Source organism: Photorhabdus sp. S10-54 (genome assembly GCF_963878145.1).
In the GTDB taxonomy this organism is placed as follows: Bacteria; Pseudomonadota; Gammaproteobacteria; order Enterobacterales; family Enterobacteriaceae; genus Photorhabdus; species Photorhabdus kayaii.
Genome location: NZ_CAWNXG010000023.1, coordinates 17,873 through 35,001, shown reverse-complemented (window position 1 = coordinate 35,001; position 17,129 = coordinate 17,873). Strand labels below are relative to the sequence as shown.

The following is a 17,129-nucleotide window of genomic DNA, read 5'->3' as shown; positions in this document are numbered from 1 at the left end:
AAAATCAACAATAAAATCCGTTTGAGATCACACAATATAAAATAGCAACAATAATAACAAAGAAACCTAAAAAATAACTTATATGGGAATGATAACTTCTCTTATTCTATTTTAATGCATAAAAAATCCGGTATAATAAATACATACCGGATTATCACACCAGAACTAAATAATTGAGTACTTCCTTAATATATCAGTATTACGCCTCCTCGTCATAGCTGATTGTCAGCACCCTGTTCAAAATCCGAGCTAAGGCGGTTTTATTTTTATCATCCGCCAATAAACTAAAATGGTTACCCGGAGTAGCAATCAACTGAAGTGAAGTATCAGGCATTACTCGCTCCCAACCTAACGACGGTTCTATGTTCACGGACTCTGGTTTTTCATCCGCCGCAAAAAAAACAGCAGGAGAAGGTTCTACCGCATAGAACTGATGCAGCGTTATTGCTAATGCTGACGGCTCATAATCGGCAACGATTTGTGTGTAACGTTCGATCTGTTCCCAACATTTTGCAATCACATCAGCACGCAGGTTTGCGGGATATAACGTCAACTCTTGCGCCGCAGCAATAAACTGAACCAAATTCAACTCATCAATTCGCTGGTATAGCGCCGCAACCTCTTCTTTGTACGCCTCCCCTGCCTGCCGGGCCAGTTCAGTGAAGAAATGATGTTTGGACTGCATGGCCTCTTTGCCAAAATAATGAGGTGCAGGTGTATCAATCAACCCCAAGAAACTGACTCGCTCACCAGCACTCAAAAGCCGCTGAGCAATGGCATAAGCCAATATCCCACCAGAAGAGTAGCCACTTATCCGGTATGGGTCCGCCGGTTGAACGGCTTTCATCAAGGCGATCATTCTGGCTGCCTGCTCTTCCATCGTTACCATCGGTTCTTCACTGATGGATGGCCAAGGCAGCGCATAAATCGGATAGCCCAACGGGATATGTTGAGCCAATCCGAAGACATAGGAATAATCACCCATGCCACTGGGAACAAAGAATAGTGGCAATCCTGCTCCATCAGGCCGCACCGATATAGCACTGTTTTGCGGCTGAGACAGCAAATCCGAGGTAATTTTCGATGCCAATTCGGACAACACCGGAAATTGGAACAAGACATTCAGTGTAAAAATCAAACCCCGACCGGCGGCAAGATTCATCATTCGCATAGCAAGCAACGAGTGACCACCCAACGCGAAGAAATTGTCATACCGGCTAACCTGATCAATCCCTAGCAATTCACACCAAATCGCCGCTAATACGGTCTCCGTTTCGCCTTGTGGCGCTTCATAAGCCTGACGAGCAAACGCTTCATTGTCCGGCTCCGGTAGCGCACGACGATCTAATTTACCGTTCGGTGTCAATGGAAAAGCGTCAAGACGCACAAAGGCTGACGGCACCATATAGTCAGGCAAAATGGCACTCAAGTGGGTACGCAGGCTATTCGCCAACCTCTCATCCACTTGAGCCACCACATAAGCAATTAAGCGTTTGTCCTGCCCTTCACCCAACGCCAGCACCACAGATTGACTTACCGCAGGATGTTCCACCAACCGGGCCTCAATTTCACCCGGTTCAACCCGGAATCCTCGAATTTTCACCTGTTGATCATGACGTCCCAGGAATTCCAGATTGCCATCCGGCAAGTAGCGAACCAAATCTCCGGTTCGATACATCCGTGCATTTGGATTATCGCTAAACGGATCAGTCAGGAAGTATTCCGCAGTCAGTTCAGCACGGTTGAAATAACCCCGTGCGACACCAGCGCCCCCAATATACAATTCCCCCACAACGCCTAACGGTACTGGCTGCCCCTGAACGTCGAGCAGGTAAACCCGTGTATTCGGCAGCGGACGGCCAATGATATTGGCTTGCCCTACCCCCTCGTTTAGGCAGGATGTCGTTGTAGTAATCGTGGCTTCTGTAGGACCATAACAATTCGCCAGAACAGGGTATTCACCGTGAGTCGATAGCCAACGTTGTAACTCATGATCAGGTATCGCTTCCCCACCAATGCAAATAATCCTTAGGCCCTGATAGATATCGCCTTTATTAACATTTGATATTATCCGCCAGAATTGGGCCGGTATCGCCATGTAGGTAATTTTATAAGACTCGCACAGACGCCAGAACGCCTGCGCACTCAAGAGCCACTGATTTGTCCTTAAGACTAATTGTGCCCCCTGTGTTATTGCGCAAAATATTTCTGATGCACAAACGTCAAAAGAGGGGTTGCAAAATTGTAATATACGGTCAGATACGTTGAGCGACCACTTCATGTTCAGCGAAGTAATTTGACTGACCAGTTGCCTATGTTCAACCATCACGCCCTTTGGTGTGCCAGTAGAGCCGGAGGTGTAAATCACATACGCCAGATGTCGTGAGGTCAATTCAGGTATCTGTGGATTGCTGTCTGGCAGGTCAGGCAATGTATTCGGATCAAGTACTGTCAGCCCGGTAAGCACGTTTTCGCCCAACACTGTACGCCCGACGGCATCGGCCAGTAAAATAACCGGTGAGACATCAGCCAAAATATGCGATAGACGTTCACCTGGATAATCCGGATCTAACGGCACATAAGCCGCGCCAGCTTTCAGCACCGCCAATAATCCCACCACCATCGCCGGTGAACGTGCCACGCAAATCGCCACCCGCTGGTCCGGTTCTACACCTAGCGCAATTAGCTGATGGGCTAGCCGGTTAGCGCGGGCATTTAATTCGGCATAGCTGAAAGTTTGCTCCTCATACACTAACGCGGTCGCGTCCGGGGTTTGCTCCACCTGTTGTTCAAACAATTGATGAATACATAACAGTTCAAGATACGAGGTTTCCGTCGCATTCCAAGTTCTCAGCATCAACGTACTTTCAATTTCAGGTAGGATGTTCAATGTCCGTACCGGCGTTTCCGGGGTCTGTTCCAATGCCTCCACCAAGCTTTCCAGTGCCTGTTGCATATAGCCACATACCCGTTCAGGCTCAAACGGCTGGATCACTTGAGCAGTCAGCCCTAGCGCATCACCAAAATCTTCCACCGACAAGGCAAACGGATAGTTGGTAAATTCCTGCGCACCAAGGAATTCAACGCCGTCCATCGTTTCATCCAAAGGATCTGGTTGCTCATTATGTCGGTAGTTCAACAGGGCGCTAAACAGTGGAATGCCATCCTGCACACCACTGCAACGCTGGGCCAGCGCCAGTGAGGCATGCTCATGTTCCAACAATCCCGCCAACCGATTATGCGCCGCCCGAACACTATCACGCACCGGCGTATCATCCATGTCCAACCGCAATGGTAATGTATTGATAAACAGCCCCATGCCGCTGTCAACCCCTTTCCCCACCGCCATGCGTCCAAATATTACGGTACCGAACACCACCTGTTCCTGTCCGCTGGTACGCGACAACACCTGCGCCCAAGCCAAATGACATAAAGCCGCCAAACTTACCCCCAAACGCCGGGCTTGACTGCGTAAACGGTCATTCAGCTCAGGTGCCAACATCTGCTGCGATTCCGTCACTTGGGAGCCATCACGATGCACCTCCGTCAATCCGAACGGCAATGTAGGTTCATCCACCTCCGCCAGCATTTCGGTAAAGAAGCGGATATGCGCTTCCTGACTCACCCCCAGCCGGGCCTGCGCTACCAAATTGCGGAAAGGCGTCGGTGTTGGCAGGCTCTCCTCCAGTCCGTCCAGATAAGCTTGTACTTCACGGTTCATCACGTCCAGCGTGGTATGGTCGCCAATCAGATGATGCAGCAATTGCAGTACAATCCAACGGCCATCAGTCTCCTGTGCTACCACAAAGCGCAATAACGGTGCTTCGCTCAGGTCCAGACGATGGTGACGGGGATCAAAATGCTCAGCCAATTGCCCGCTAACCGGTCCATCGCCTGGGTTCAATGTCAACTCAGTCACCGACAAGGATGCCTGACGCCAAACCACTTGGGCAGGCACTGAAAGCCCTTGCCAGATAAAAGCGGTACGCAAGATATCGTGTCTATTTACCACCTGTTGCACCGCCGCCAGATAACGGTCCAGCAAAGTCCGCTCAGTAAAGACCATCTGACCGGTTAATAAATAGGGGTCCCCTTTGTTTGCCAATAAGTGATGGAACAAAATACCGTCCTGCAACGGCGATAAGGCATAGATATCCTGAATATTGGCAACTCCGCCCGGCATTTGCCCGACGATACGGTCAATCTCTGACTGAGTTAGATCAATCAGTGGCAACATTTCCGGTGTCAACGCCGCGGTTGCCGGGGTGATGACGTTAGCCGGCACGATTATGGCCTGATGCTGTCCCAACGTTTGGGCCAAATCTGACAGCACCGGCGACTGGAACAGATCACGCGCCGCCAATGTCAACCCCAAATGACGCAAGCGTTCAATCATGCGTACAGCGAGCAGTGAATGGCCGCCCAACGCAAAGAAGCTGTCATATCGACTAACCTGTTCAATCCCCAGTAATTCACGCCAAATCGCCGCTAGCGTCATTTCCGTTTCGCCTTGTGGCGCTACGTAAACCTGACGGGCAACGGCTTTACTGTCCGGTGCCGGTAACGCCCGACGATCCAGCTTACCGTTCGGCGTCAACGGAAACGCATCCAGACGCACAAAGGCTGACGGCACCATATAATCAGGCAGAATTTTACTCAGGTGAGTACGCAAGCTATTCACCAGCCCGTCATCCGCGAGTGCCACCACATAAGCCACCAGCCGTTTGTCGGGTCCATCACCTAACACCAACACAGCCGCTTCACGCACCGCCGGGTGCTCTACTAAACGCGCCTCAATTTCCCCCGGTTCAATTCGGAAGCCCCGGATTTTAACCTGCTGGTCATTACGGCCCATGAACTCCAGATTACCGTCCGGCAAATAGCGAGCCAAATCCCCAGTTCGGTACATGCGGGCATCCGGGTTATCACTGAACGGATCGACAAGAAAACGTTCGGCGGTTAACTCAGGACGATTGAGATAACCTTGGGCGACCCCATCACCACCGACATAAATCTCACCGATCACACCTGGCGGTACCGGCTGACCGTAAGCATCCAGCAGATAAACACGCGTATTCGCTATTGGCCGACCTATAGGTATCCGGCTCGCTCCTTGCGGTAACACCTCGATAGGATACATGGTGGTAAAGGTGGTGCCTTCACTCGGACCATAGGCTTGCAAGAGTTGTTGTGGTGGACGATTATCCAGAACCTGAGCAATCACCTGTAAATCGGGTATATCTCCCCCGAAAATCAGAATTTTAATTTGCGGAAGAATGGGAGATAACTCTGCCGCCAGCCGGTTAAACAACCCGATAGTCAGCCACAGAACTGTGATGCGGTGCTCCTGTAAAGTCAGCACTAACTCCTGCGGTGTCAATAAGGTGGCGCGGTCGATAACCACTAAAGCACCACCATTAAGCAACGGTGCCCAAACTTCAAACGTGCTGGCATCGAAAGCTGGATTAGCTGTAAAGGCAACCCGATCCTCCGGTCCGATGTTAGCATAGCCATTATTGATGACCAGCCGGACCATAGCACGATGCTGTACCAAAACCCCTTTGGGTGTGCCGGTAGAGCCGGAGGTGTACATAATATACGCTAATTCGGCGCTGGAACGCGGCAAATCAGGGTTGACATGATCTTGCTCTCTGTTCGTACTTTTCTTATCAGAGAGACGCAACAGCGGAATAGTCAAGTTAGCCGGAATATCAGCCCGTGTATCAGTGAGCAGCAACCGGGCGGAACAATCACTTATCAGCCAATGTTTCCGCTCATCCGGCATACTGGGATCAACCGGCACGTAAACAGCGCCGGCTTTGAGAATAGCCAATTGGGCCACCACCAGTTCTATCGAACGTTCTAACAGGAGCGCAATATGGTCATCCGGACGAATCCCCTGTTCGATTAACTGATAAGCCAATCGGTTAGCACAGGTATTCAGTTCCGTATAGCTTAGGGTTTTATCGCCCGCTATCAGCGCCGTCGCCTCTGGGGTTTTCTCCACTTGCTGCTCAAACAATTGATGAATACATAACGCATCAGGATAGGCGGTTTCCGTGGCGTTCCAAGTTTCCAGCAACAACCTGCGTTCCGTTTCAGGCAAGATGTTCAACCCCCGTATCGGTGTCTCCGGCGCTTGCTCCAAAGCTTCTACCAGACTCTCCAGCGCCTGTTGCATATAACCGCATAGGCTTTCCGGATCAAACGGTTGTACTACCTGAGCCGTCAGCCCCAGAGATTCACCAAAATCCTCCACCGACAGCACAAATGGGTAGTTGGTTCGCTCCTGTCCACCAAGAAATTCAATACCACTGATCAGTTCATCTGACGTTGCCGGCAAAGCATTATGCCGATAATTCAACAGCGCACTAAAGAGTGGCGTACCGCTGGCAACCCTACTGCAACGCTGAGCCAGTGCCAATGAAGCATGCTCATGCGCCAATAATCCGGCGAGTCGGGTATGGGCGGCCTGCACGCTGTCCCGTACCGGAGTCTCATCGATATCCAGCCGCAACGGCAAGGTATTGATAAACAATCCCATGCCATTGTCAGCACCGTCCCCCGCCTGCATACGCCCAAACAGCACCGTACCAAACACGACACTCTGCTGACCGCTGGTACAAGACAACACCTGTGCCCAAGCCAGATGACACAGCGCCGCCAGACTGACCCCCAAACGTCGGGCTTGACTGCGCAGACGGTCATTTAGCTCAGGAACCAACATCCGGTGGAATTCCGTCACCTGCGAACCGTCACGATGTACCTCCGTCAATCCAAACGGCAACGTAGGTTCATCCACCTCCGCCAGCATCTCGGTAAAGAAGCGGGTATGCTCTTCCTGACTGACACCCAACCGGGCCTGCGCCACCAAATTGCGGAAAGGAACCGGCACCGGTAAACTCTCCTCCTCACCCGTCAGATACGCCTGAACTTCGCGGTGCATCACTTCCATCGTTTCATGGTCACCGATCAAGTGATGATGTAATTCCAGTAACAACCAACGACTATCCGTTTCCTGCGCGATAACAAAACGCAATAATGGGGCTTGACTCAGGTCAAGACGATAGTGAGCGGGATCAAAACACCGGGTTAACTGGTCACTGACTGAGCCGTCAGCCGGGTTCATTGTCAGTTCCGTCACTGACAATGGGGCCTGACGCCAGACCACCTGCGTCGGCACTGACAATCCTTGCCAAATAAAGGCGGTACGCAGAATATCGTGCCGATCAATTATCCGTTGAATCGCCATCAAATAACGATCCAACAGCGCCCGGTCAGCAAAAACCATCTGGCTAATTAACAGATAGGTATCACCTTCATTCTCCAGCAGATGGTGGAACAAAATGCCATCCTGCAACGGTGACAGCGCATAGATATCCTGAATATTCGCCATCCCGCCCGGTACCTGTCCGACGATGCAGTCAATGTCAGCCTGAGTTAAATCGATCAGCGGCAACATCGCCGGTGTCAGTACCGTCGTATCCGGTGTAATACCGTTGTCAGGCACCTGGATTTCATCATGCTGAACCAGAGACTGCGCCAGAACACAGAGTGTTGGATGTTGAAATAGCGTTTGTACCGATATCCCCAGACCGATACGCCGCAATCGTTCAATCATGCGCACGGCGAGCAGTGAATGGCCGCCCAACGCAAAGAAGCTGTCATATCGACTAATCTGCTCAACACCCAACAATTCACACCAGACAGCCGCTAGCATCGTTTCTATCTTCCCTTGCGGGGCTTCATAAACCTGACGGGCAAACGCCGCTTCCCCCGGTGCCGGCAATGCTCGGCGATCTAACTTGCCATTCGGCGTCTGCGGGAAGCTATCCAGACGTACAAAGGCCGCCGGTATCATATAGTCAGGTAAAACTGCACTCAGGTGTTCACGCAAACGGGCAGCCAAACCCTCATTCGCTTCCGCCGCCACATAGGCGACCAGCCGTTTGTCTTGCCCGTCATCCAGCACCAGCACCGCCGCCTCTTGCACCGCCGGGTGTTCCACCAGCCGGGCTTCAATTTCCCCTAGCTCAACCCGGAAGCCGCGAATTTTAACCTGTTGGTCGTTACGCCCCAGGAATTCCAATTCACCGTCCGGCAGGTAGCGGGCCAAATCTCCGGTGCGATACATCCGCGCATCGGACATCGGATTAAAGGGATCCGGTATAAAACGTTCCTCGCTCAATGCCAGCCGGTTCAGATAACCCCGTGCCACCCCCACGCCACCAATATATATTTCTCCAACGCAGCCCAATGGCACAGGTTGCCTGTTTCTATCCAGTAAGTAGACACGAGTATTCCTAATCGGCCGACCGATAGAACGATCATCTGCCGGGGATAATATTTCTTTACAGGTCGCCGTCACGGTATTTTCCGTCGGGCCATAAGCGTTCAATAGCCGGAGTTGGTAGGTTTCCTGCTTAAACCAATCCTGAATGGCGCTCTTTTTGACCGCCTCACTGCCAATAATGATGAGCCTGAGACCATCCGGCAACGGCAATCCGTTATCTCTGGCCGCCAGTTCAGACCAGAACAAAGTCGGCAGAAACATCACCGTGATACGGTTTTGCCGGGCTAAGGCAATAAATTCCGCCATTGAAGCCAGCCAGCTATCATCACGAATTACCAGCGTGGCTCCGTTGCATAATGACGAGAAGCACTCTTCCACTGAAACATCAAACGCAAAAGCGGCAAATTGCAACACCCGGTCTTGCTCGGTGACGGCATAGAGTTCATTAACACCCAGATAACGTTGATACACCGCCTGATGTTCTACCATCACCCCTTTCGGCTGCCCGGTTGAACCAGAGGTGTAAATCACATAAGCCAGATGCTGTGGCGTTAATGCAGTCACTAATGGATTGCTGTCCGGTTGGTCAGGCTGGATATTCGGGTCAATTACCGTCAGCCCAGCCAGCGCTTCGTCACCCAGTGCGGCCTGTCCGGTCGCATCCGCCAATACCACTGATGGGGCAGTATCATTCAGGATATACGTCAGACGCTCCCCCGGGTAAGTTGGGTCCAGCGGCACATAGGCCCCACCCGCTTTCAGTACCGCCAACAATGCCACCACCATCGTCGGTGAGCGTGCCACGCAAATCGCCACCTGTTGTTCCGGTGTTACGCCACATGCAATCAGTTGATGGGCCAACCGGTTGGCGCAGGTATTTAATTCGGCATAACTCAGCGTCTGCTCTTGATACACCAACGCCGTCGCATCAGGGGTTTTCTCCACCTGTTGTTCAAACAACTGATGAATACATAACGCGTCAGGATACGGGGTCTCCGTGGCGTTCCAAGTTTCCAGTAACAACGTGCGTTCCGTTTCAGGCAGGATGTTCAGTGTTCGTACCGGTACCTCTGGAGCCTGCTCAAGGGCCTCTACCAAACTCTCCAGCGCCTGCTGCATATAACTGCACAAGCTTTCTGGATCAAACGGTTGCACCACATGAGCGATCAGCCCCAGCGTGGCGCCATCGTCCTCCACCGACATTCCAAAGGGATAGTTAGTGCTCTCCTGTTCGCCTAGGAATTCAATCCCCTCTATCGTTTCATCCAAAGGATCAAGCTGATCATTATGTCGGTAGTTCATTAAGGCACTAAAAAGCGGCGTACCGCTGGCAACCCTGCTGCATCTCTGAGCCAACGCCAGTGAAGCATGCTCATGTTCCAACAATCCCGCCAGCCGGGTATGTACGGCCTGTACACTATCGCGTACCGGCGTATCATCCATATCCAGCCGTAACGGCAGAGTATTGATAAACAGCCCCATACCATTGTCAGCCCCTTCTCCCGCAGTCATGCGCCCAAACAGCACGGTGCCAAACACCACTTTCTCCTGACCACTGGTACACGACAGCACCTGTGCCCAAGCCAAATGACACAACGCCGCCAGACTGACCCCCAAACGTCGGGCTTGGCTACGCAGGCGGTCATTCAAGCTGGCCGTCAGCAGCCGGTGGGATGCTATCTCCTGAGAGCCATCACGATGCACATCCGCCAGCCCGAACGGCAGCGTAGGCTCATCCACCTCCGCCAACATGTCAGTAAAGAAGCGGATATGCGCTTCCTGACTCACCCCTAGCCGGGCTTGAGCCACCAAATTGCGGAAAGGAGCCGGGTCAGGCAGGCTATTCCCTTGCCCGGCAAGGTACGCCCGCACTTCACGGTTCATCACTTTCATTGTGGTATGGTCACCAATCAGGTGATGTTGCAATTCCAGTAAGAACCAGCGGCCATCGGTCTCCTGCGCCACCACAAAACGTAACAGCGGTGCCTGACCCAAATCGAGACGATAATGACGGGGATCAAAACGTCGAGCCAGTTGATCGCTAACCGACCCATCAACCGGGTCCAGCATCAATTCAGTCACTAATAAGGACGTTTGACGCCAGACTACCTGTGCCGGCACTGACAACCCTTGCCAGATAAAGGCAGTGCGCAGAATATCGTGGCGATCAATCACCTGTTGCACTGCCGCCAAATAACGATCTAGCAGAGACCGGTCAGCAAAAGCCATTTGACTGACCACCAGATACGGATCACCTTCGTTTGCCAATAAATGGTGGAACAAAATACCGTCCTGCAACGGTGACAGGGCATAGATATCCTGAATATTAGTCATCCCACCCGGCACCTGCCCGACGATACGGTCAATCTCAGCCTGAGTCAGATCAATTAGCGGCAACATTTCCGGGGTGATTTTCGTCGTCGCTGACGTAATCACATTCGATGGCACCACCATAACCGGGTGCTGCCCCAATGTTTGCGCCAATTCAAACAACACTGGCGACTGGAACAGGTCACGCACTGCCAGCGTCAACCCCAAGTGACGCAGGTGTTCAACCATCCGCACAGCCAGCAACGAGTGGCCGCCCAACGCAAAAAAGCTGTCATACCGACTGACCTGCTCAATCCCCAGTAATTCACGCCAAATCGTCGCCAGCGCCATTTCCGTTTCGCCTTGTGGCGCAACATAAACCTGGCGGGCAAACGCCTCTTCGTCCGGTGCCGGTAACGCCCGACGATCCAGCTTACCGTTCGGGGTTAACGGGAAAGCATCCAGACGCACAAAAGCTGACGGCACCATATAATCAGGTAAAATGGCACTCAGATGATCACGCAGAGTAATCGCCAGCCCCTCATGGGCTTCCGCCGCCACATAGGCCACCAGCCGTTTGTCCGACCCATCACCCAGCGCCAACACAGCCGCCTCACGCACCGCCGAATGCTCCACCAGACGCGTCTCAATTTCTCCCGGCTCAATGCGGAAGCCGCGGATTTTAACCTGTTGGTCATTGCGGCCCAGAAATTCCAGATTACCGTCCGGCAGATAACGGGCTAAATCCCCGGTCCGGTACATACGCGCATCCGGTTGATCACTAAATGGATCTGTCAGGAAACGTTCCGCAGTCTGGTCAGGGCGATTAAGATAGCCGCAAGCAACCCCATCTCCCCCCACATAAATCTCACCGATCGCACCTGTCGGCACCGGCTGACCGTAAGCATCCAGCAGATAAATACGTGTATTGGCTATCGGTCGGCCAATGGGGATACGAGTCACTCCCTGCGTTAATGCCACGATAGGATACATAGTGGTAAAAGTGGTTCCCTCACTGGGACCATAAGCCTGCAAGAGTTGTTGTGGCGGGCGATTATTTAGAACCTGAGCAATCACCTGTAAATCGGGTATATCTCCCCCGAAAATCAGAATCTTTATCTGCGGCAGAACCGGAGATAACTCTGCCGCCAGTCGGTTAAACAACCCGATAGTTAGCCACAGCACTGTGATGTGGTGAGCCTGTAAAACCGGTACTAACTCCTGTGGTGTTAATAACGTGGCGCGGTCAATAACCACTAACGCCCCGCCGCTGAGCAACGGTGCCCAAACTTCAAACGTACTAGCATCGAAAGCCGGATTAGCCGTAAAGGCAACTCGGTCATCCGGTCCGATTTCAGCATAGTCATTATTGATGACCAGTCGGACCACCGCACGATGCGGTACCAAGACCCCTTTGGGTGTACCGGTAGAACCGGAGGTGTACATGATATACGCTAACTCGGTACTGGAACACGGCAAATCAGGGTTGAGGCACTCTTCCTCTCTTCCGTCCGTGTCTGATTCATCCGAGAGACGCAACAGCGGAACAGTCAGGTTCGCCGGAATATCAGCCTGTGTATCAGTGAGCAGCAACCGGGCGGAACAATCACTTATCAGCCAGTTTTTCCGCTCATCCGGCATACTGGGATCAACCGGCACGTAAACGGCACCGACTTTAAGAATGGCCAACTGGGCCACCACCAGTTCTATCGATCGTTCTAGCAGAAGCGCAATATGATCACCGGAACAAGCTCCTTGTTCGATTAACTGATGAGCCAGCCGGTTAGCACGGGTATTCAGTTCCGTATAGCTTAGCGTTTTATCTCCTGCGATCAGCGCTGTCGCCGCTGGAGTTTTCTCCACCTGCTGTTCAAACAACTGATGGACACATAACTGATCTGGGTAGACGGTTTCCGTCGCGTTCCAGGTTTCCAGCAACAAAATACGCTCCACTTCCGGCAGGATATCCAATACCCGAACGGGCATTTCCGGGGTTTGCTCCAGCGCTTCCACCAGACTCTCCAGTGCCTGTTGCATATAACCGCATAGACTTTCCGGATCAAACGGCCGCACGACTTGAGCGGTCAGACCCAGCGTAGAGCCACCGTCCTCTACCGACAGCACAAACGGATAGTTAGTTCGCTCTTGTTCACCCAGGAATTCAATCCCGGTCATTGTTTCATCCAAAGGATCCGGCTGCTCATTATGGCGATAGTTCAACAAGGCACTAAAGAGCGGCGTACCGCTGTCAACTCCACTGCATCGTTGAGCCAACGCCAATGGAGCATGCTCATGCTCCAACAATTCAGCCAGCCGCAGATGCGCCTCCCGCACACTGTCCCGTACCGGGGTCTCATCGATATCCAGCCGCAGCGGTAGGGTATTGATAAACAACCCCATTCCTTCCCCCACTGCCATGCGCCCAAATAGAACGGTACCAAACACCACTTTCTCCTGTCCGCTGGTACGCGATAACACTTGCGCCCAAGCCAGATGACACAACGCCGCCAGACTGACGCCCAAACGCCGGGCCTGACTGCGCAAACGGTCATTTAGCTCAGGAACCAACATCCAGTGGGATTCCGTCTTCTGAGATCCATCACGATGCACACCTGTCAGCCCAAACGGCAACGTTGGCTCATCCACTGCCGCCAACATGTCGGTGAAGAAACGGGTATGCGCTTCCTGACTCACTCCCAACCGTGCCTCAGCCACCAGATTACGAAACGGCACCGGCGCAGGCAGATGCTCCCCCTGTCCGGTAAAATAGGCCTGCACTTCACGGTGCATCATTTCCATCGTTTCATGGTCGCCAATCAAATGATGCTGCAATTCCAGTAAGAACCAGCGGCCATCGGCTTCCTGAGCGATAACAAAATGCAGTAGCGGCGCTTGACTCAAGTCAAGACGATATTGAACGGGATCAAAACGCCGAGTTAACTGATCAATGACTGGACCGTCCGCCGGGTCTAGCGTCAGTTCTGTCACGGGCAACCGTGCCTGACGCCAGACCACCTGCGCTGGAACTGATAATCCTTGCCAAATAAACGCCGTCCGCAAGATATCATGGCGATCAACCGTCTGTTGTACCGCCGCCAGATAACGTTCCAGTAAAGACCGGTTAGCAAAGGCCACCGGATAGAGCACCAGATAGGGGTCACCTGCCTGTTCCAACAGGTGGTGGAACAAGATACCGTCCTGCAACGGCGACAACGCATAGATATCCTGAATATTGGTTATCCCGCCCGGCACTTGCTCGACGATACGGTCAATGTCAGTCTGACTCAAATCAATCAGCGGCAACATCTCCGGCATCAGCGCAGTAGTTGTCGGCGTGATGACGTTAGGCGGGACTATCACAGCCTGATGCTGTCCCAACGTTTTAGCCAATGCTGACAGCACCGGCGACTGGAACAGATCACGCGCCGTCAGTGTCAAACCCAAGCGACGCAGACGCTCAATCATCTGCACGCCGAGTAGGGAATGACCACCCAACGCAAAGAAACTGTCATGCCGGCTTATTTGTTCAATACCCAATAACTCACGCCAGATGTCCGCCAGAGTGATCTCAGCCTTCCCTTGTGGGGCTTCATAAATCTGACGGGCAAAATCGTCTTCCCCTGGCGCAGGCAACGCCCGGCGATCTAACTTGCCACTCGGGGTCTGCGGGAAGCTATCCAGACGCACAAAGGCCACCGGCACCATATAGTCAGGCAAAATGGCACTCAGGTATTCACGCAAATCAGCAGCCAATCTCTCATTCGCTTTCGCCTCCACATAAGCCACCAGCCGTTTGCCCTGATCGCCATCCAATGCCAGCACCGCTGCCTCTTGTACCGCCGGGTGTTCCATCAGTCGGGTTTCAATTTCCCCCAGTTCAATCCGGAAACCGCGAATTTTAACCTGTTCATCGTTACGGCCCAGAAATTCGAGGTCCCCATCCGGCAGGTAGCGGGCCAAATCCCCAGAGCGATACATCCGTTCGCCGGACACCGGACTAAAATTATCCAGCATAAAACGTTCCACGCTCAACGCTAGCCGGTTGAGATAACCCCGAGCCACGCCCACGCCACCAATATACATCTCGCCCACGCAACCTGCGGGTACCAGTTCGCCATATTTGTCTAGCAGGTAGATACGGGCATTTTTAGCTGGTCGGCCGATAGAACGGGCATCGTCCGGGGATAACACGTCCTTATAGGTCACCGTCACGGTGTTTTCCGTCGGGCCATAACCATTCAACAACCGAGGCCGATGGCCTGCTTGTCTAAACCACTCCTGAATGGCACTCTTTTTCACCGCCTCACCCCCAATGATGATGAGCCGGAGACAATCCGGCAGCGGCAATCCATTATCTCTAGCTGCCAGTTCAGACCAGAATAAAGTCGGCAGTGACATCACCGTAATACGATATTGTCGGGTTAAGGCAATAAATTCCGGTATCGAAGCCAGCCAGCTATCATCCCGGATAACCAGTGTGGCGCCGTTGCATAATGACGAGAAGAAATCCTCCACTGAAACATCAAACGCAAACGCGGCAAATTGCAATAGCCGGTCTTGTACAGTGACGGCATAGGTGTCATTAAAACCCAGATAACGTTGATAAATCGCCTGATGTTCCACCATCACCCCTTTCGGCTGTCCGGTTGAGCCGGAGGTGTAAATCACATAGGCCAGATGCTGTGGTGTTAATGCCGGGATCTGCGGATTGCTGTCGGGCTGGTCAAGTTGGATATTCGGATCAAATACCGTCACTCCTACCAGCGCCTGTTCGCCCAGCGCCGCACGGCCAGCTTTATCAACCAGCACCACTGACGGTGCACTATCGCTCAGGATATATGCCAGACGTTCCCGCGGATAAGTTGAATCCAACGGCACATAAGCCCCACCGGCTTTCAGCACGGCCAGCAATGACACCACCATCATCGGGGAACGTTCCACACAAATCGCGACCCGCCGGTCTGGTGTGACGCCCAGCGCAATCAATTGATGAGCCAGCCGGTTAGCACGAATATTCAATTCCGCATAACTGAGGGTCTGTTCTTGGTATTCCAACGCCGTGGCGTGCGGGGCTTGCTCTGCCTGTTGTTCAAACAATTGATGAATACATACCGGGTCAGGATAAGGGGTTTCCGTGGCGTTCCAGGTTTCCAATAGCAAGGTACGTTCAGCCTCAGATAACACATTAAGCTGCCAAATAGGAACTTCCTCTCCCTGCCTTTTTGACGCTGCCAGCATCTGTAAATGTTCACCCATGCGCAGAATCACTTCCGTGCTCAGGCGATTCTCATCGTAGATCCAACGAAAACCACCCTGCGCATTGATTTGGAACGTCAGCAATTCGCCCGGCACCGTCTGATCACACGGCCTATCCTCCGCTATGACAGCAATGGCAATTCGCCACGGCCGGTGGTTTGTCAACGCAGGAATAGCCCACAATGAAGGAGCGCTCGCGAGGAGATCTCGACTAAATGTGCGGTGCCGGGCCAACCGGGCTAGCTCACCATCCAGCCAATTCGCTACCACATGCCAGGGCTTATCAAACTCCATCTCAACGACCATTGGCACCACTGGTGCCAAATCTACCGACTTATCGTTTACCCCATCCACGTACCAACCGATTTGGAATACCGTCTGCTGAGTCAAACGCGCAAGGTAGATAACGAATGCCTGCAACAATGTTTGTAATGGTTCCTCTTCACCGTTTTTTGGCAACGGGAGCTGCCAGTCGCTTATTACCCAACTGGGTTCTACTTGCTCTCCGGCGGTTTCAAAAGGTAATTGGAGGGGTTGCAAAGCAGCAAGACGTTCGCACCAAAATGATTCACTGGATGTCAACGTCTGGGGAATATTCTTTACATTTTGAGTCGGTGGTAAAGTGTCATTTACGTTGGTTATATTTTCTGACGTCTGAGAGAAGAGTTCAGCTTTAAAATCACTTCCTGCTTGAGCGATACTATCTTTCATTTACTACCTCAACGAATCTGTTAGAAATTTGAAAACTGTCATTTCTGACAACCATCACCAATATTTCTTTCTCACTTCTTGCCCCCAAGAAATAAAAACGGACACATCTGATATCAATTCAAGATATTCAGATACGGGATGCTATAGCCTCGTCAACAACAAGCAATTAACAATTTCTTGACATTAATTTTCCTGACAACGGAATAAATAACTTATTTTATGCTTCGGAATAAGACATTCCATTTTTGTTCCCGTTTTTTAGATAAGTTCGATTGATTTACTGCAATTTTAATTGGCTAATATTGAATTCCATCATTTAAAATGGAACCGTTAACTGCATTTAATTATGCATAAATACCAAATCACCATTGTATTTTATCTATTCTCTATTAATATCTAATTGAAATTATTTCAAAAACAAATTATATATTTATAAAGATAAAATAAATAAATTATCAAAAAAGTTTACTTTGATAATTACTTATAAAATAAATTCTTTATCTTAATAATTAACTAATAGCTCAATTACAAATGTAACTTATTCAACATTTACAAACCA

At 51.6% G+C, this 17,129-nt stretch carries 1 protein-coding gene; it reads right to left on the bottom strand.

The window, feature by feature from the left end; all coding sequences use genetic code 11:
- Positions 1-199 precede the first annotated feature (199 nt).
- On the bottom strand, positions 200-16,570 hold the full coding sequence (locus AACQ83_RS13730; RefSeq protein ID WP_112878115.1) for a non-ribosomal peptide synthetase: 16,371 nt from the start codon (positions 16,568-16,570) through the stop codon (positions 200-202).
- Positions 16,571-17,129: the final 559 nt, after the last annotated feature.